The organism is Paraburkholderia sp. SIMBA_027, assembly GCF_046535315.1.
In the GTDB taxonomy this organism is placed as follows: domain Bacteria; phylum Pseudomonadota; class Gammaproteobacteria; order Burkholderiales; family Burkholderiaceae; genus Paraburkholderia; species Paraburkholderia tropica.
The window spans coordinates 268,010-286,454 of sequence record NZ_JAWRWY010000013.1 but is presented as its reverse complement, the minus strand read 5'-3'; the positions used below and the strand labels follow the sequence as shown (position 1 = coordinate 286,454).

16 protein-coding genes and 1 pseudogene are annotated in these 18,445 nt (G+C 60.7%); 4 read left to right on the top strand and 13 right to left on the bottom strand.

The features are described from left to right. Positions 1 to 387 precede the first annotated feature (387 nt). From SB764_RS25285 to SB764_RS25255, 7 genes and pseudogenes are all read right to left on the bottom strand, one after another. Positions 388 to 780, bottom strand: a complete 393-nt coding sequence (locus SB764_RS25285) for an integrase core domain-containing protein (protein WP_410865387.1) — start codon at positions 778 to 780, stop codon at positions 388 to 390. A 30-nt stretch (positions 781 to 810) separates the two neighbouring features. Next, positions 811 to 939, bottom strand: a pseudogene (locus SB764_RS25280) (transposase); the annotation flags it as partial. 446 nt (positions 940 to 1,385) lie between these two features. Further along, positions 1,386 to 1,634, bottom strand: coding sequence for a PAAR domain-containing protein (locus tag SB764_RS25275; protein WP_410865372.1), 249 nt, complete (start codon positions 1,632 to 1,634; stop codon positions 1,386 to 1,388). Positions 1,635 to 1,688: 54 nt separating this feature from the next. Beyond that, complete coding sequence (locus SB764_RS25270; RefSeq protein ID WP_321892553.1) at positions 1,689 to 2,147, bottom strand: hypothetical protein; 459 nt, start codon at positions 2,145 to 2,147, stop codon at positions 1,689 to 1,691. Between the two features lie 47 nt (positions 2,148 to 2,194). Beyond that, positions 2,195 to 4,003: a TIGR02594 family protein gene (locus SB764_RS25265; protein ID WP_321892551.1), complete on the bottom strand. Its 1,809-nt coding sequence runs from the start codon at positions 4,001 to 4,003 to the stop codon at positions 2,195 to 2,197. A gap of 15 nt (positions 4,004 to 4,018) precedes the next feature. After that, entirely contained in the window at positions 4,019 to 5,146 is a 1,128-nt protein-coding gene (locus SB764_RS25260) for a hypothetical protein (RefSeq protein WP_321892550.1), read from the bottom strand. A gap of 70 nt (positions 5,147 to 5,216) precedes the next feature. Further along, the gene (locus tag SB764_RS25255; protein ID WP_321892549.1) at positions 5,217 to 8,099 is read right to left on the bottom strand and encodes a type VI secretion system Vgr family protein; all 2,883 of its coding nucleotides are present in this window, start codon (positions 8,097 to 8,099) and stop codon (positions 5,217 to 5,219) included. A gap of 1,172 nt (positions 8,100 to 9,271) precedes the next feature. Here SB764_RS25255 and SB764_RS25250 point away from each other — a divergent pair. After that, a complete protein-coding gene (locus SB764_RS25250; protein WP_065064911.1) occupies positions 9,272 to 10,810 on the top strand; it encodes a methyl-accepting chemotaxis protein in 1,539 nt (512 codons plus the stop codon). A gap of 162 nt (positions 10,811 to 10,972) precedes the next feature. Then, positions 10,973 to 11,533 carry a hypothetical protein gene (locus SB764_RS25245; protein ID WP_410865369.1) on the top strand — a complete coding sequence of 187 codons (561 nt, stop codon included), beginning with the start codon at positions 10,973 to 10,975 and terminating at the stop codon, positions 11,531 to 11,533. 79 nt (positions 11,534 to 11,612) lie between these two features. On the opposite strand, the gene SB764_RS25240 is transcribed toward SB764_RS25245, so the two are convergent. From SB764_RS25240 to SB764_RS25230, 3 genes are all read right to left on the bottom strand, one after another. Beyond that, positions 11,613 to 11,987: a cupin domain-containing protein gene (locus SB764_RS25240; RefSeq protein ID WP_065064915.1), complete on the bottom strand. Its 375-nt coding sequence runs from the start codon at positions 11,985 to 11,987 to the stop codon at positions 11,613 to 11,615. A gap of 112 nt (positions 11,988 to 12,099) precedes the next feature. Next, on the bottom strand, positions 12,100 to 12,933 hold the full coding sequence (locus SB764_RS25235) for an AraC family transcriptional regulator (protein ID WP_065064916.1): 834 nt from the start codon (positions 12,931 to 12,933) through the stop codon (positions 12,100 to 12,102). Between the two features lie 259 nt (positions 12,934 to 13,192). After that, the gene (locus tag SB764_RS25230; RefSeq protein WP_176081140.1) at positions 13,193 to 14,386 is read right to left on the bottom strand and encodes a CynX/NimT family MFS transporter; all 1,194 of its coding nucleotides are present in this window, start codon (positions 14,384 to 14,386) and stop codon (positions 13,193 to 13,195) included. A gap of 370 nt (positions 14,387 to 14,756) precedes the next feature. On the opposite strand from SB764_RS25230, the gene SB764_RS25225 reads away from it, so the two are divergent. Further along, the gene (locus SB764_RS25225; protein ID WP_065064973.1) at positions 14,757 to 15,044 is read left to right on the top strand and encodes a hypothetical protein; all 288 of its coding nucleotides are present in this window, start codon (positions 14,757 to 14,759) and stop codon (positions 15,042 to 15,044) included. Here the strand turns inward: SB764_RS25225 and SB764_RS25220 are convergent. The 3 genes from SB764_RS25220 to SB764_RS25210 all read right to left on the bottom strand — a co-directional run bounded on the left by SB764_RS25220 (position 15,039) and on the right by SB764_RS25210 (position 17,575). Further along, positions 15,039 to 15,419 (bottom strand): GNAT family N-acetyltransferase, encoded by a 381-nt coding sequence (locus SB764_RS25220; protein ID WP_161495541.1) that lies wholly within the window; start codon positions 15,417 to 15,419, stop codon positions 15,039 to 15,041. The genes SB764_RS25225 and SB764_RS25220 overlap by 6 nt on opposite strands. 192 nt (positions 15,420 to 15,611) lie before the next feature. Beyond that, on the bottom strand, positions 15,612 to 16,550 hold the full coding sequence (locus SB764_RS25215; protein WP_410865366.1) for a sugar kinase: 939 nt from the start codon (positions 16,548 to 16,550) through the stop codon (positions 15,612 to 15,614). Next, entirely contained in the window at positions 16,547 to 17,575 is a 1,029-nt protein-coding gene (locus tag SB764_RS25210; RefSeq protein WP_074985826.1) for an SPFH domain-containing protein, read from the bottom strand. The genes SB764_RS25215 and SB764_RS25210 overlap by 4 nt, the downstream gene beginning before the upstream one ends. Before the next feature lie 91 nt (positions 17,576 to 17,666). On the opposite strand from SB764_RS25210, the gene SB764_RS25205 reads away from it, so the two are divergent. After that, on the top strand, positions 17,667 to 18,416 hold the full coding sequence (locus SB764_RS25205) for an NUDIX hydrolase (protein ID WP_410865364.1): 750 nt from the start codon (positions 17,667 to 17,669) through the stop codon (positions 18,414 to 18,416). The last annotated feature ends 29 nt before the right edge of the window (positions 18,417 to 18,445 follow it).

Genomic DNA, 18,445 nt, shown 5'->3' with positions numbered 1-18,445 from the left:
ATCGTCAGGCTTCTTATGCAGTACGTCCAGAACCCCGGCTTCTCCAGAAGGAGAGCCGGGGTTCTGGCGTTTGGGCGCGGGAAAAAGCGGCTTGCCGGCTAGTGACTAACGTGCTCGGCTAGCTCACGGTAGCGCGAATAGCAAACCGCTCCCCGCAGCTGCTATCGAGCAGCCACAGAATAGACGCAGAATAGACGCAACGTCCGTCTGACCACAACCAGGGGCCGCAATGGCCCGCGCCTCAGCTCAATGTCTGCGGCGCACGCGCTCAAGCACGTGATGCTCGGCGAGCCAGTGGTGCATCATGCCTTCCCCGTTGTGTTCCTTCCGGTAAGCGCGCGATTTACCGAAGAGACACCGAGGGTAAAAGATCTGGCCCGACTGACCTCACCCTGCCGAGTGCACCATTCGTAAGTTAGTGGTCTCGCCGGTTTTCGGTTGATGCAGTTGTCGGAATTGGTCCGGTGCCAGTTGCCTCAAGGCACTATGCGGGCGCACCGAGTTGTAGTCCGTGCGGCACGCTTTGATCGGCGTGCGGGCATCGTCGAGACTGACGAACGCATGCTGCTTCAAACACCTTTCGCGCAGCCGGTCGTTGAAGCTTTCGATGTGTGCGTTTTCCACCGGCTCTCCAGGACGGATGAGCGGCAGATCGACGCCATGTTCGTGCGCCCATGCATCGAGCGCCTTGCTGACGAACTCCGGCTCGTTGTCGACTTGAATCAGCTCCAGTCGCCGTCCCCTCTGACGTAGTTGCTCCGTAAACGGCCTATAAACCACGCCCTTCCCGTGCACGGCTGATTCACAGAGGCTGCGCCAGTTATAGAACGTCGCATCCGATATGCCGTGCTTGCGGCACAAGTCTGCGACCTTCATGCCAGCATCGGCTTTCTTCAGCACCCCGATAATCTGCTCTTCGCTGAACCGCGACTTCTTCATGACAAGGTTTCTCCTGCGGCCTTGCCACTAACTCTACAGCGGGATACTTCGGAGGGGAAAGGTCACGGCCGCTCGATAGCGAACACGCGGGCTTCATCCTTCCACCGGCGTGCGGCCGTGTGCCTATCATCAGTGTCAGGCTCCTGTCATTCACCCGAAGTCGGCGAGATTAACCACTGCGTGCCGTGGAGCACCGCTTCGAGCTCTTGCGTCTCCATTGACGCGTGCATCCGCGGAGTTCCTCATCGTGTTGTCGGCATTTCTCGTCTTTCAGGTGAGCAAGGCAAGGATGCCCTTCCTTCGTATCACATCGTATGGAGACGAACGGCGAGTGACTGAGTTCGACCTAAGTCGGCCAGTCGTTCAGCCATATACGCTATGACGGCTATTTGCATTATTTCAGACGTTTGCCCAGTCTTCGAGGGGGCATTGGCTCGATGCGGCCCTTAGATCACGCTGGAAATCAGGCGACAGCCGCACGTCGCGCGGTGTCCGTCGCGTGCGATGGGAACGCCGTCGTCGGTGATCGACTCGTCGCCTTCGATGATTACATTCGGTCGTATGTCCTCGTGCCGCGGACACGTGACCTCATCGCCCTTACGCGCGACGTAGCGGCCGTCGAGTTGCATTGCTTGTGACGCCGTGGCGACCTTGCCGCCGTGATCGGTATCGTCGCCGAGTCGAATCAGATCCATTGCCTTAGGGCTCCTAGTGTGTCGTGACTCGCTCGTGGGCGCGGCATGCGAAGCTCATTTGCTGTAGAACTCGTAACTGCCGTCCTTTACCTTGAAGCAACCGTTGCTCGCCGGTTTGGGATTGTCGACCATGACGTTCGCGTATTTCGGCCGCTTCGACTCGACGTCGATCGTGATAATGACGTCGCCGATCTCGCCATGATCAATGAACTGGTTGGTCTTGACGTTATCACCATCGGGCAGATATGCGGAATCACTCATGCCGTCAGTCTTGCGAAAAAACATGGCAGTGCCGGATGCTGACAATTTGCAGTCGGGGGTGTTGAGTGCAAGGGTGTAGGCGTAACGCTTCTCGGCACCAGCGGTTGCTGGGGCGCTCTTGAGCACCAGCGTGCCTTGCTGCGCGTCAGCCTTGAGCACGACCGTCTGCGCGAAGGCTTGGCCGCAGCCGAGGACGAGTGCGGTGGCGAGCGCGGCGCTGTAGAACGAGGCGAGGTGCATGCGAATTTTCACTGGGTGACTTTCCTGGGTTGATTGTCGGGACGCTTTCGGTCGACGCGTTAATGCGTCGAGGCGGCAGTCATTTGCGCATTGTCCGTATGCGCGCGCTGCAGGTGATAGTCGTCAGGTGATTCCGTGTAATCGGACGGGAAGCGGTAGGCGACGACCCACGACGCGGGCAGCGAGCTTTCGCTTACCTCGTGCGCGTGGCCCTGGTTGCCGCCGAGCGTCGCAATACGCGTAACGTTACCGTGCGCGTCGAGTGTGGCCGCGCCGTTCACGAAGGTGACGTGCGGGATATTGTGCGGTGGAATATGCACAACCGCGACGGCGCCGTACGCGGGCTTGTTGCCCTGTGTCGGCTTGCCCCAGGATGCGAGGCTGTTGGCACCGGCGTTGTTGTTGCCGCGAAAGCCTGCGCGCGTCATGCACCAGTTCACGAAAGCGGCGCACCACGGCACTGTGTCGGTGTGTTGGCGCCCCAGGCTTGTCGCGCTGAAGTATTCCATGATGTGTTGATCGGGATGTGCGCCACCTCGGCGCTTCACGCCCGCATGGAACTCCTGCTCAGCGATGGTCATCCACGGGGCGCGGCGACCGCTCAGTACGTCGATTTGTGGATGGTCTGCCTCGTTGCGCAGATGAACGGCGTGGACTGTGTTCTCCGAATGTTGCTCGTGCGTGGGTACGGAGGCGGCTGATGGCGCAGGGGCTGTCGTGTGGGCAGCGGTGGGCGAAGCGGCGGTAGTGGTCGATGCGGGGGAAGTGCCTTTGGCGGCTTGCGTGACCTTCGGCACGCGCAGCACCTGACCTGGAAAAATGTGATAGGGAGAGGTGATGCCATTCAGGCGTGCGATGGTCAGATAGCTCGTGTGATGGGTCCTGGCGATCTGGCTGAGGGAGTCGCCCTTTTTGATCGTGTAGTCTTGCAGCGCTGGGTGGGCAGCACCAGCGTTTGTGGAGGACGTAGTTTTAGCGTCGCTCGCATGTGTAGCCGATGTGGGCGTTGAGGCTTTTTGCGAGGCTTCAGGCGTATTCGTTTCCGCCGCCGGCACATGATGCTGGGTCGACGTTTCGACGACAATCGTCGGCCCTACAAGCGTGACGGCGGTTGGAGGCGAAGTCGGCGTGATCTTGTCCGGAATCGCAATCCACCGCTTGTCGTGTTCCGACCACACCTCCAAAGCGATCTGTCCGCCCGACAACGCGGCTTGGACCTGCACGTGGCCGGTCTTGTCGGTGAGGAGCTGGCAGGTGTTGGTGCCCTGAGTTGCCTTGACCTTGACGTTCGCGAGCTCGACGCGCGCGGCATCGCGCAGATAGACGTTGATGGTTGGCAGGCAACCCTTGCAGCCTTCCTTCTGCGCGGCGGTGATCGCGCGCTTCATGGTCGGGCCGTCGAAGACTTCCTTGAGCTTGCTGGCGTAGAGCTTGTCGGTTGCGTAACCGGCGTTGTGCAGCGCGTTCGCCTCCTTGACGAGGTCACCTTTGGTGCCATCGTCGTAGAGGCCCGCTTTCGTGTAGCGCGGATTTTCCTTCAGGAACTTTTGGCGATCACGAAGGCTTTCGAGGTAGTTTGGGTAGATGCGAAACGGCGCGTTGACCCACACCTTCACGCCGTCCACCTCCTCCCAAACGCGGAAGGTTGCCTGTGGTCCCGGCCAGTCAGGTGTCGCCTTGATGTTAAAGACGTTGTTTGTGCCGGGGAGCACTTTCTCACCCCAGCCCGTTTCCTGCGCCGCCTGGGCGAGGATTAACTGCCAGGAACAGCCGGTTTCGTCGGCGCACTGACGCGCCGGGCAGTAGAGCGCCTGGATGAATGCCAGTTTCTTCTCGTACGGGTACTCGTTCTTTGCCGCTGTTGCCATATCCGCTCCGCCGCTTTATTGTGCACTGCGCCTGAAGAACTGGTCGTGCGCTTTCGTCTTCACGATGCCGACCCAGACATCGCCGTCGAAGGTAGATGCCGACACATCGCCGCCGAGAGCACGGGCGGCTGTTGCCGCCTTCGATGCTAAGTCGATGCTCGCTATGGCGGGGGCGTCGCCATCACATGCAGTACCGATGGCCTTGAGTGTGCTGCCACTCAGTGTCAGCGCATCGGCGCCGCACAGCGGCTTTTTGACGGTGAAGGCACTGAGCGTTTTACCTGTACGATCGACTTTGGCGACAGCTAGATCGTTCGGCGTGAAGCCGACCATGTACGTTGTGCCGTCCGTCGAGAACACCGCATTGGCCGAGCGTGTGTTATCGGGTAACGCATAGTTGGCCCACGCATACTTCCGGCTGGCGAGATCAATCTTTGCGGTGGCATAGGCATCACGTCCACCAGCCTGAGGCCCCTTGTTCGGAAGAAACTCGCCAGACAGCAGCAGATGGTTTCCGTCGAGTTGTGCCCGCGTGTCTGTCCAGAACGCACCGTTGTCGAGCTTGACGGTCTGGGTCGGCTGCAGATCGGTGTCGAACCGGGCGACCCAGGTGCCGAAGCTGCCGCCGCGTTCGAGCGTCGCGCTCGTGCCGCCCGCGACGGCGACGCCGCCAGCGTTTGCGTCGAGCAGATACGACCACTCGTCGAAGCCGGCGTTGATCGCCTGCTGCTTGAGCAGCACGCCCTGACTTGATAGCTTGTTGATGATGACCTTGGTCTGGTTGAGCGACTCGGCACGGTTCGTGTGCTCTTCGGTAACGGCGTACCAGGCCTTGCCGTCGCCAATGCAGCGCGTCGCGGTGTTGCCCACGGTGTTATGACCATGCGGAATCGAAGCGCGCCATAGTACCTGCCGGTGCGTCGTGTCCACGAGCAGTACGTAGGCCGATTCGCTCGGCCCCGTGTCATCGACAACCGAGCCGCTTATGCAGTAGCGGCCGTCGCCGCCCGCGTGGATATCCGATGCGATGAAACCGGCGGGCGCGCCGAGCGCGATGTCAAGCGGCGCCTGGGCGATTGCGCTTTGCATTGCTGGGAAAAACAGCAGTCCCAGCAGCACGGATGGGGCGATACGGTGCTTCATGTGTGGCGGATCCCGATTGATTTTCAAATGTTCTGCGCAGACGCGGATGGTTGGCGCACGTCCGTCTGCTTCATGCGCGTGAACCCTCTACGCTATAGTTGACGTCGTCGTCGCTCGGGTCGCTGGCGTGCGTGTCGCTGCTGTCGTTTGACGCGGCGTCGGCGTGATCTGGATAGTCGAATACGCCGGCGTCGGGGTTGTCGGTGGCATTGGTCAGCAGATTGTATGGTTCGTCGTACTGTAGGGCGGTCCATTTGCCTTGGCCCAGGTCGAGCATGGCCTTGATTGGCTGCGGCGTGTCGGTGAAAGCGCGCAGCGTTTTGCCTGCTCCATCGATGACACCACTGCCGAGCACTGCACCCGCTGCATCGACGAACGTGTAGTTGACTTCAGTTGCCGTACCCTCGGGCTTGTGCAGAACGTCGTCGAGGAATAGCTGTTGACTAAACGCGAGCGGCGTCTGGCTCTCGAAGAATGTCTGTTGCTGCTGCTGTACGCTGGTCGCGGCCTGCTTCTGCCACGAGGCGCCGCGCTCGAGGATCTGGCCCGGCGTCCCATTCTCAATGAGATTGCCGTTGATGCGAATATATGAGCCGCCAGCGCCGATCCACACTTCCTTCTCCGCGGTCAGTACCAGCCTGCCGTTCGCGCTTGTGATCTTGAGGTCCTTGAGCGCAGAAAGCGCTAGTTCGTCGCTCTGCGCGTTGATCTCGACTTTGCCTTTTGCTGCGAACAGCTTCATGCCCGCGTTCTGCACGAACAGGCTGAGCTTTTCCCCGACGCTCGCAAGCAGTGACTTGCCCGCCGCGATGTGCGTGTTCTGCCCACTCGCTATCGTGACGTGTTGATCTGAGGTCACATGCGTGGACTGTTGTGTTGAAAGTGCGATGCCCGCCGGGCTCGCCATTAGCATGATTGGTTTCTCGAAGCCGTTCGCATTGCCGTCACCCCCGCCCGCAGTCCGGCCTCCGGACTGGGTGCCGGCGACGCTGTGCTGGGTGGCGTCGGAGAAGTCCTTGAGCGCGTCCTGTGCCGCTTGCAGGCTCTCTGCGCGATTGGCGGCGCTCGCCTGCGATAGATTTTCGACGAGTGCGTCGGCGCGCGCGAGTTGCTCGCTAGCCTGCCCGGTGCTCATCGGCTGCGTGGCAGTGGCGGGGTGCGTCGTCACGAACAAACCGCGGCCAGCGCGGATCGCACCCCACGCCTCGGACTTGAGGTCAAAGCCGCTGCCCAGATAGGTGCCGCGGTTATTGCCGGTGTGCTGTACGAGATACCCTAGATGCAAATGCGAATTCGCGCTGCTGCTGTAGAGTTGTACGCGATTCTGGCCGGTCGAATCGTCCATCACCATCTGGTTGTAGCCAGCGCCGCCGTATTCCTTCGAGCGATAGCCCGAGAGCAGACCATGCGAATGCCATTGCGGCGTGGCCGCGCTGTTGTACAGGCGCGCGACAACGACGGGCCGGTCGCAGTCGCTGCCGATATGGTCGATCAACACCTCCTCGCCGACGCGCGGAATGTGCACGCCGCCGTAGCCGTCACCCGTGTCGGACTGAGCGACACGCACCCAGGAAGAGGAGCGCTCGTCGTAGCCGCCCTCGCGGTCCCAGATAAACTGGACCTTGATACGATTCAGCGCGTCGGTGTAGACCTCTTCGTTCGCAGGGCCGACGACGATCGCAGACTCCAGGTGGGTCTGAGGCTTCGCGTGTTCGAGTGGACTTCGGAAAGGTACCGTCGTGCGTTGTGCTTCGATCTCGATGCGATAAAAGCCTTCCGATCCATCTGCGTGCGGCACCGCGAATGACTCAGCGTCGCCTTGGCTTGCGCGCGCGTTGGCAAGTGTGCCTTGCAGGCTGTGTGGAAAGAGCGGGCTCTTGCTGTTACCGGGCAGGTTGTTCTCGATCGTCCAGGATGTCTCGATGATTGCGAATTCGCGCTGGCTCGTGGGATCGCGGTCGTGGTCGGGATGACCGTGCAACAGGAAACGGCGGCCCGCGTCGGCGCCGCGCACGCCGCCGACACCGTGAAATCGCTTCGCGCGTGACTCCCATTCCTCCATGCGGATGCGAGACAGTTCATCGCCGCGCTTCTGGTCCGCATACGTGTAGGCACCGGTGTACTCGTAAACTTCGGTCTGCTCCGGCAACGCGCCCTGATCGGGCATCGTTGGGATGCTGGTGTCCTTCGGGTTGTACCGCGTCGAAGGCGCCTTGTAGTCGAAGGTGCGCGTGGTTAGCACGGAGCTTTGCAGTGTGCGCGTGCCCGACCATTGAGTGAGCGCGTCTACCTCGCTCCCAGCGCCTGCGCGATGGAAGCACACCGTCCCGAATGCGATCGGATCGAGCGTCTGCAGGCGGTCAGTGATGACAAGCGTGTGAGAGTGGCCGTCTTGTGCCTGCTGCCAGTAACCGTATAGCCCTTCGGATTCGAGCAGGCGGTGCACAAAATTCCAGTCGCTTTCGTCCTGACGGCAGTAGGAGCGAATCGGCAGGTTTTTCGAGAGCGCAAAGCGGTACATGCCCTGAGCCTGCGGATGAGCGTTGAAGACATCGGCAACGATGGTCTCGGCGGTCACGTCTTGCCAGATCCGCTGGTCGCGGCGAAATCGCAGGAAGTGCAACCATGACGCAAACGCGAGCTGATAGCTCGTGAGACCGCCGTTGGAGCCGAGTCGCCGTGCAGTGTGTACGTAGCCATGATGCGGCGCGTACGTTTTGTCGGCTTGCTGGATCCAGAGCGTGACGGGTTGCGCGATCAACGACTTGAGATCGAGCACGACCGCCGTCGAAGCGACATCGACCGTGAACTCGAAGTGACGGCCTAGTCGCGAGCGGCCGACAACTCTCTGCGGTATCAGCGCATCGCGGCCCAACGGCGTGTCGAGCATGACCAGCCGATCCTGCTGGAAATATCCCCCGGAAACGCTTGTTACCGGATATTGCGCGTCCATCGCGCCCCCTTTTTTTCTGCGAATTGATGCTATTTGCTTGTTTTATCGCGAGTGCGGATTATAGCGAATTATTGAATGCGGGAAATCGATTTTTCAGGCATTTTAAAGTTTTAAAGTGTCGGGTTATTAAGAGCATTCTTGATGGATGCGCGTATCAAAAGAGCTAAAGTAATGCATTCCGCATTTGTCACTCGCAATTGAATACCGTAAAAAAGTATTTATTTCCGTATGGAGCCGTAAGCTTTTTGACGTTAGGGAAAATTTACTCTATAGCTGACGGTGGTACTACCTGAGAAATGGTAGGGCAACGCTGGTTTCTGGAAAACCGATCGAAACCACGAGCGCAGCGTCGACCAAATTGTCAGCCGGCGGTGAGGTGTCCGACCTGGATAAAAATCAGGCGTCGAGCTTCCGCTCAAGAACATCGGTCGTCACGGGTGCCTCTGCTGATTCTCCCCTTGTGCTCCGCACCTGGTCGGATGAGTTAACTCGACAAGACGGTGTGAACTGGTCACTTTGTAGTGGGCGGCGGCGGGATACTCAGCAGGTTCCTGCCTGAGGCACTTCGCAGGAACCGAAGCGACATTGAAGTACGGCGATCAACATAGTGCGACCCGAGGCGGTCACCTGTGTGCGCCGCAAGCGGACGTTCGCTGCGGCTATGCCGCGCCGTGCTCATGGCGGCGCACGCGCCGTAGCTTATAAGCGGCTATGTGTCAACGCGACTGCAATTGATGCCTTGGGTTGTTTCGATTAATTCATCACGCGTATGTTCTGTTTCGAAGCGACAAGGAAAGGTTCTCCAAAAGCGCCATCAGTTGGTGAACCCCACATGCTGCTTGATTCAATTCAATGTCTTTACCTGGGCACCTCACCCAATCTGCGCAATCGCGCAGCGACAAACCTGCCGCAATATCAATCAGACTTCGGTTTCCGCGACACCCGCATGGCGACGCGACTACTCTCCTTCGACGTTCAATTCGCCTTGCGGCAATACGCCGCGCTCGCGCGCTGTAACTCCTTATGCGATTGCGCTCCCGCTCGCCGCGATATGTACCGGAGCGAAGCGTATAGGGACAAACCCTAAAGATTTTTTTAACTTCTGTCGTAAGTCCTCGTAGATGAAGTTCTCCTTTCCACGGTAGCAAGACTTTCCAGCAGGTAAGAAAATCATGTTGAACGGCTTCACAATCAAGGCGAAAGTGGGCGTATCAATGCTCGCGCTCGGGGCGTTGATGGTCATGATCGGCGCTTTTGGTCTTTACGGCATGGCGTCCAGCAATAGCGATTTCGGTGATACGCACAACAACAAAATGCCGGGCATGCTGGCCGCGGCCATGGCCAATTTGAACGTCGCGCGCGAAAGACTGAATTACGACCGTGCTGTGATTCAGATCGGTACGCCGTCCGTCGACGTGGCCATCGATAAAGCCCACGCGTTTCGCCAGGCTGCCGCAAAGCAATTGAAGATTTACGAAGACCTGCCGGATGCACCCGGTGAAGCGGAGTTTCACGACGCCGTTCGCAAGAGCTACGAAGCCCATCAGCAACTCCTCGATCAAGGTTGGGCGGCCGTGAAGGCGGGCGATGCGCCGACGGCCCAACGCATCGCAGGCGAACTCGCCGGTCAATTCAATGCGTATGCGAAGGCCAACGAAGCGCTCTTTGCCTTTCAGCAAAACAGCACGGATAGTGCGTTTCGCGATGCAACCGCCCGTTATGAGCGCATTCGCGCGATCAGCGTGATTGCGATTCTCGTCGGGCTCGCGCTTGCGGTTTACGCGTGGTTTATGTTGCGTCGCGCGATCGGCGTGCCGTTGTCGATTGCACTCGAACATTTTCAGGCTATTTCCAAAGGCGATTTGACGCGTCCGGTGCACATTCATTCACGCGACGAAATGGGCCAATTGCTCGACGGCTTTTCGGCGATGAAAACCGCGCTGACCGAAACCGTCAGTTCCGTGCGGAGCGGAAGCGCGGCCATCGTGCAGGCGACCAGCGAAATTGCGGCGGGTAATCTCGATCTGTCTTCGCGTACGGAAGAGCAGGCTTCCGCGTTGCAGGAAACGGCGGCAAGCATGGAGCAATTGACCGGCACCGTTAAACAGAACGCGGAGAACGCGAAGCACGCGAATGCGATGGCCGAGAACGCATCGGAAACGGCATTGCGCGGCGCCGATGTCGTCGAACAGGTGGTATCGACGATGAGTGAAATTAACGAGAGCTCGACGAAAATCGCGGACATCATTGCGATCATCGAAGGTATTGCATTCCAGACCAATATTCTCGCGTTGAATGCGGCTGTTGAAGCCGCTCGAGCTGGCGAACAAGGCCGTGGTTTCGCCGTGGTGGCTGGCGAAGTGCGCACGCTCGCGCAACGTTCGTCCAGTGCGGCCCGGGAAATCAAGGATTTGATCAATACCTCGGTGTCGCGCGTGCGTTCGGGCACGACGCTCGTCGACGACGCAGGCAAGGCGATGCGCGAGATCATTTCGGCGATCAAGCGCGTGACGGACATCATGGGCGAAATCACCGCCGCTTCGCAGGAACAGAGCAACGGGATTGGCCAGGTGGCGCTTGCCGTCGGGCAAATGGATGAAGCGACGCAACGCAACGCGGCGCTCGTCGAACAGTCGGCCGCAGCGGCGCAGTCGCTTGAAGATCAGGCCGGGAAACTGCGCGAAACCGTGGCGGTTTTCCAGCTCGCCTGACGCTTGATTGAACGATCGGCTTGTCTGCTTCTCGCGCGACGAGAGGGCAGATAGTCCGATCGTCATCAGGCGTACTGATTTGCGAAACTCGACATGGCTTTAAAATAGTCGATGGCCGCGCCATGTCGGCGAACCGGCCATAACATTATAAGAACGCACGCTATGAAGAGAATCCTCACCGCTGCTCTCTGCTTTTCAACGACCTCGGTTTTCGCCGCGACGCCGGTTTTACTTGAAACGCCGGTCACCTACGCGCCGGACGCGAGCGTCGTCGAGCAGATCAAGAACGAATGCCACATTGAAGACATGCTCGCCCAGCACGTCTCCAAGATGCTCCGCAAGATCAACCATGGCGGCGACGGTACGATTGCCGCGCAAACTGATGCCGGCGATGCTCGGATTCTCAGGTTGCAGATTACGCACGTGCTGGGCGTGGGCGGCGGCGCATGGAGCGGTCCGAAGGCCACGACGGTCAGCGCCGATCTGATTGAAAACGGCAAGGTGGTTCGTCACACCAAAATCAATCGCTGGTCCGTCGGCGGCGTGTGGGGAGCGTTCAAGGGGAGCTGTTCGATTCTGGATCGCACGACTATTGTGATCAGCAAGGACCTGAGCCGTTGGGTGCGCGATCCGTCCTATGAGATCAAGGATGAGGCGCCGCCGAAAGAGGCGTCCGCGCCGACCGCGCAGGCGGAGTCGGCGAGTTCGGTCGACGCTGAGTAAGCGGTGAGGTAGGGGGGCACACGGCACGTGTGCCCTCGCTGCGACGCCGCCGACCATGGCCGACCAGGGCGTGAATGCTCTAGATCCATCGCGCTTCGCCAGACTGGTCGACGCTGCGCCGCGCGATCAATAGCAGTTTGACCTCATCGGCTGCGTACGGCTTGTGCTCGATACCTTTGGGCACCACAGCCATTTCGCCCGCGCGCAATACGAGCGAACGGTCGCGAAAGTCCAGACGTAATTCTCCGTCGAACACGAAATACGTCTCGTCGCTTTCAACGTGCGTGCGCCACAGAAAATCGCCTTGCAAACGCACGATCCGAAATTGATGATCGTTCATTTCGGCGATCACATGTTGGCCCCAATGCGATTCGATGCGTTCGAACTTGCCGTGCAAGGCGATGGCATGGCGCTGGCCGCGCGCGGCGTGCGTATCGAGTGTGTCGCGAGACATGACGGCAATTTCCCTGTGCAATGGATGGCGCAAAGGCTACGCACCATGCATCAGTCCGTCTTGCACGATATTGCAACTTGCTTACAGTCGCGGGAATCGGGATCGCTGCCGGTTATCGGTGATCCGCGGTCGGGTCGCGCAACATTTGCAGCCAGCGCGCCGGTGCGATGCCGAAGGCCTTGCCGAAATGGCGGGTGAGGTGGCTTTGATCCGTGAAGCCGGTGGCCGCGGCGACGCTTGCCAGCGGCGTGCCGGCTTCCATCATGCGGCGCGCGGCGTCCAGTCGGCGCAGGGTGAGGAAGCGGTAAGGGCTCGTGCCGTAAAAGGTGTGGAAGTCGCGCGTGAGGCTCCAGCGGTCGCGGCCCGTGATGGCTTCGAGTTCGTCCAGCGTGACCACGCGCAGCGCATTCTCGTGCAGAAATTCGCGTGCGCGACGGGCGCTGGCGAAATCGCGCGAAGCGGGCGCGGGCCGCGCACCGGAGACGGTCGCCAGTGCCATCGCGAGGTCCGCGAGCGCTTCAGCCTGTTCCATGGGATCGAGCGTGACGTTCATCGGCTGAAGCAGCATGTCGGTCGCGGCCAGCAGGCGCGGGTCGGTCGAAACACCATGCTCGATGAAGGGCAGCGCGCGCCCGGCCAGCGCATCCTGAAACAACGTGGGCTCGACGTAGATCATGCGATAACGGAAGCCACCTTCCGCGCCGGCTTGTCCGTCGTGCAGTTCGTCGGGATGCAGGACGATGGTGTGGCCCGGCAGGCTGCGCCGCTTGCCGCGCCGATACTGGAAATCGTGGACGCCTGCGAGGGAGCGGCCGATGGCATAGGTGTCGTGTCGATGGCTCGCGTAGGCGTTGCCGGTGAAAAAGGCCTCCATGCGCTCGACGCCTTCCACCGCAACAGCACGCTGGATCCAGTCCGTCTCGCTGGATCGACGGGCCCGGCTCATGCACGCCCCCGCGCCGTGCAGGCTGCTGGAGTTGTTTCGCCTGAGGTTCTAAAACAAGCCGCCATATTCCCCGATTTCGATTTATCCAATTCAGTCACGAATTCATCATAACGCGATATTCGAGTGAATCCGGAACTGTCGATCGGCGACCGCATGCTCAGTAGGGAGATTAAGCGATTGACGGGCAATGCGTCCGCACACTAATTACTTCGTTTCGTCGAGGGCGTTTAAAACACGAAGCGCGCGATGAATCGCTGATTCAATCAATCAACCGGTCTCGTCCCGACAATACCGCGAATACGGTGACGAGCGCGCTCGCGCCGACGAGCATCGCGAGCGACGCCGTCCACGAACCTGTGACGCCGTGTAGCATGCCCGTCAAAACGGGCCCTGGCGCCGCGCCCGCATAACCGACGAACTGCGCCATGCCGGAGAGCTTCGCGGCCTCGTCATGATGGCGCGTGCGAAGCGCGAACAAGGACAGGCTGGTCGTCATCGAAAAACCCGCGCCCAGACCCGCAATCGCGAGCCAGAGCGCCGGAAAGGGCGCGGCGACGCCGAGTCCGATCGTTCCCGCAAGCAAACTCGCGCCGCAAACGAGGCCGATGGCGCGCTGGTCTTTCGTGCGCTTGATGAGCGGCGCGGACAGCAGATTCGTGGCCACCGCGACCACCTGATAAAGCAGCAGATCGAAACCCGACGCAGTAGCCGATTCGCCGCGCGCCGCGCTCATCGCCGCGTACCAGGTGATCAGCGAGTAGAACACGAACGACTGGAACGCAAAGAAGCTCGACACCTGCCAGCCGATCGGATGACGCCACGGCGAGACTGCGTGCGACGCGTTCGCGCGCGACGCCACGGCATGATGCGGGCGACGCAACTGCGGCAGCCAGACGAGGATGGCGGCAGCGGTGATCACGGCGCCGAGCGCAATGGCGATGCGCCAGTTCGAGCCGGGCAGGTCCGCCACGGGCGCGGCGAGGCCGGCGGCCAGACTGGCCGCGCTGGCCATGGCCGCCGCGTACACGCCGATATACAGCGTGGCGTGCTCCGGAAACGCGCGTTTGACGAGGCCCGGCAGCAGCACGTTGCCGACGGCGATTCCGCAACTGAGCAAAAGCGTGCCGATCCAGAGGCCGCCCGATAAAGGGCACGAACGGATCAGCGTGCCGATGAGGATCGCAACCAGTGCGAAGGCGAGACTGCGCTCCAGTCCGAAGCGCCGGCCGAATGCGGGCGCAACCAGCGAAAGCAGCGCGAAAATCAGCAGTGGAAGGGCGCTGAGCAGGCTGGCGGTCGTGTCGCCGAGCGCCAGATCGGCCTGAATGCGGTCGAGAACCGGGCCGAGCGCGGTGATCGGCGCACGCAGATTGGCGCCAATGAGGACGATGCCGAGGGGGAGGAGAAAGCTGGAACGACGGCGCGATAGCGCCTTCGAAATGGCGTTATTCATCAATATGAACCCGACGCAATTGAGCCCGACGTCAGGTCGTCCGGCTCAAGGATTTGCGTTGGTTCACGTTAACGCCTACGCGAGAATCGAGCGAATGGCTGAATCTCGTCTGCGGCGCAGTGTAACGGGCTGAACGCCCGAACGCAAGCGTGCGCGGGAGACGGCGCGAGGTTGCGCGACCCGCTGCTGGCGCCGTTCGACGCGGTGCTGCCGACGCGCAAAACCGGCCATGCACGTCGAAAAAATAATCGGGACGACGAGATAAGCGGAGAAAGCCGTGTTTTTTGTGTCATCGCGTGGACCGCGACCTGTGCTACTGTGAGCCTTCAGAGCCCGCAGCACATTTCAGTCGAACACCAGAAGGATGCTCATGGAATTCAACAACGGCGCTGTACTTGAAGCTCTCCGACTCGCGTTGTATCGCCAGATACCGTGGCACAAGCGACCGGCAATTTTTACTTTGCTTCGCTCGCAAGGGCTGATTCAGACCGTTGATCAGAAACCTCCTCCCAGTACGAAATTCGTCCCGACGCTCCAGATTGCGATCCTGACCGACAAGGGGCAGCAGGAAATCCGGCGTATCGAGGCGTCGGAACATGTTTCCGGCTGGCTCGACGACGATTACTTCGCGACGTTTCTCGCGCAGGTTGCGTCATGAGTTGTTGACCGGATACGACATGAAATGGCGCACGTCGCTTGAACTGTCTATCAGGAAGCCGTTCCGTTCATAAAGCCGCCTGGCGGGATTCACGCGAAGAACGCGTAGCCGGATGGGCTTGTTGCACGCGTGCGCGCGCTCGATCAGGCGCGTGAGCAGCCACGTGCCGATGCCGCGTCCCTGAAAGGCCGGCAGGATATAAAGTTTTTCCAGCGACAGCACGCCCTCTTCTGCGACGACGGCCATGCAGCCAATCTCGTCTCCGTCGTATTGGATAATCTCGTGTATTTCGGGCCGGAAGTTTTCCGGTGGCTCGGGTATCCATGTTCCCCACGTTTGTACCGCGTACTCCTTCATGCAGGTTTCCTGAATCATGCTCAGTAAGATCCAGTCTGCATCTGATGCCTGGCGCAGCGTAATTGTCGGCATGGGAAAGGGGCGAGCAAGGGTTGTGGTGATATCGATTCTCGGTGAATCGGGTGCTTGCGCCGACTGATTAAAAATCCCTGAGTGGGGCGAACGATTATCACGCGAGAACTCGCGAGTTCATAAAAGTAATACGGAACCCTAAATAACCAGGCATCCCCGTGTCTCGGCTACCGTCACGGTCGCTTCCATGCCTGCCGTGAATCGCAAATAGTCGCTTTCCATGCCATCGGAAAAGATCACGCCGTTTTCCGGCATCCGCGAACGCACTCGCAGTGGCTGCGCGGCGCTCACGTGGCCGAATACCAGTTCGGTTTTCGACGCACGGCTCGGAAACGGCTCGCGCACGGCGAAGGTCAGTTCAGGGCTGTCCCAGTCCTGAGGCTCGTAGTGGAAATTGCCGCCCGAGCCTCGCACCGCCTCGCTCACGCCAATCGATCCCGTCACCACGCTTTTGATCCACGCGGTCGATCCCAGCCCCGTGGACACGATCACGCCCGACGACGACTGCGATTCGCATCGCTCGCCCAGTTCGATTTCGTAGAGCGCGGACGCATGCGTGCGCGGCCCGATAAACAGATCGTTGACCGCACGCAGCACCTGCCCGTCCGAGAGTCGCGCTTCCGCCATGGTGACGGATTTCGTCGCGCGACGCGGGCGGCTGTGGGCGACATCCGCGAGCACGGCACGGAGGTCGGGTGCCTCGAACGGCAGCAGCACGCCGTCCCATCTGCCGGGTTCGGGGTTCAGGCCGATCAGCGGCTGGCCGTCGAGGTATTTGATCGAGTTCGCGACGATGCCATCCTGCCCGAGCGCGACGACGATGTCGTCCGGCGCGAAAATGAAATTGGGCAGATAGCTGCGATCGACGATCTGGTAACGACCCCAGTCTTCGAGCGTGCGAACCGTCAATTCCAGTGCGCGCGCGTAAGCGGCGTGTTCGGCGAGATAGTCGGAAAAGTCCGCGCCCAGATGCTCGATGTAAAAGCGCGCCTGGGCGAGCGTGTGGTGCCGCGCGATCAACTCTTCGTAGCGCGTGCGGCGCGTCACCAGCACGACCTTGCGTGATTCGGCGCTCATGCTGCCTTCCTTTCGCCGCCGCCGATCAAGCCCTGAAGCAGATCGGGCGACACATTGAGCTGGCCGATACGTTCCGCGCGCTCGGCAATGCCGCCGAATGCCTGAGCGATCAACTGACCCGGTTGCATGCCCGCCGCCGCGAGCGCGCTGACGATGCGCGGATCGGCCTTTTCGAGCGCCTCCATGACAGCGGCGACACGGTGCGCTTCGGCTTCCGCGAGCGTCCGGCTGTTTTGCGCCTGGCCGTTCACGAACGCCTTGCGCTGTTCCTCGAGTTCGATATCCGATGTCATCTGCTCGTTGCGCAACGCGTTTTCCTTGCGCATCAACGTGGCCTTCGCTTCCATCTGCGTTTCGCGGATCTGCCGCTTCTTCTGCTCGACGGCGATGTCCGTATCGAGTTCGTTCTGGCGGATCGCGCGTTCGTTTTCCACCGCCGACATACGGCGCAGATAGACGGCGTCGTCGGCGGCCTTGAGGTTGGATTCGCGGGCCTCCGCTTCGAGTGCGCGTGCGATGTCCGGCGTCGGCTTCACGGCCATCACGGAAACGCCGAGGATTTCCAGACCGAGCGCGCCGATTTCCGTTTGATCGGCGAGGCCCGTTTGCACGGTTTGTGCGATCGCCGCGGAGGCGCGCAACGCCTGCTTCAGATCGAGCGCCTGCACGGTCTGCTGGACGATCACCTCGACCTGCATCGCCACGCGGTCGCCGAGGCGTTTGGGATCGTCGGACACATAGCTCCGGCCGTCCTTGCCCAGCGAAAAATCCATCATGGCGGCCGTGCGATGCGGATCGCGAACCCGGTAGGTGACTTGTCCCTGCACGGTCACGCTCTGAAAATCCGCTGTCACCAGTTCGAGGATGAAGGGGCGATCCTGGCTCGCAACGGGCACCGACACGAGCGTCGTGGCGGGCGCGTAATAGAAGAACGACAGCCCGGCGCCTTCACGCACCATCTGGCCGGCGCGGAACTGCATGAGGTGGACGGTCGGTTGCGACTTGATGAACCGGATGCCGAACATGGTCTGCTCCTTGGTTGAGTTGTACAGTGCAACTTGCATGGGTTGTACAATACAACCTCGAATCCGGAACGTCAAGCATTCAAGGTGCACCATGGCAAACACGAAGCCTTCCTCCAGCCGCCGCGCGCGACCGGCGCGCGAGTTTCCGCAGCCTTATACGACCGTCGACGTCGTGATCTTTTCGGTGATCGACAATGCGTTGCAGGTGTTGCTGGTGCAGCGTCCGGACGTGCCGGGCGAGCCACATCCGGGGCGTTGGGCGCTGCCCGGCGGTTTCGTCGACGTCGAGGTCGATACGACGCTCGAGGATTGCGCGCGCCGGAAACTCCACGAGAAGACCGGCGTGAAGAGTCCGTATCTGGAGCAACTGGGAAGTTGGGGCAGTGCGGTACGCGACCCACGCGGCTGGTCCGCCACGCATGTGTGGTTCGCGCTGATTGCCGCGCAGGATGTGTCGCTCGCGAAGGGCGCGAATGCAGCCGAGGTGGCGTGGTTTGCCGTCGATGCGCTGATCGGCAAACACGCACTCGCATTCGATCACGACGCCATTCTCATGGCGGCGGTCGAGCGGCTGCGCAGCAAGGTCGAATACACCTCGCTGCCTGCGTTTTTGCTGCCGGAGCCGTTCACGCTGCCGCAATTGCAGCGCATGTACGAGGTCGTACTGGGCCGACCCGTGGATAAAAGCGGCTTTCGCACGCGCATGCTTGCGGCGGGATTCCTGAGCGAAGCCGGTTATGTCGCCGGCGAATCGAACCGGCCGGCGCTCGGTTATTGCCTCGTCGATCGCAGCGCGCCAGCGGTGTTTCCGCGTACGTTCAGCCCGCGCGGCGGGGATTGATTAGGAGTTCGCGCGCGCGATTAGCCGAA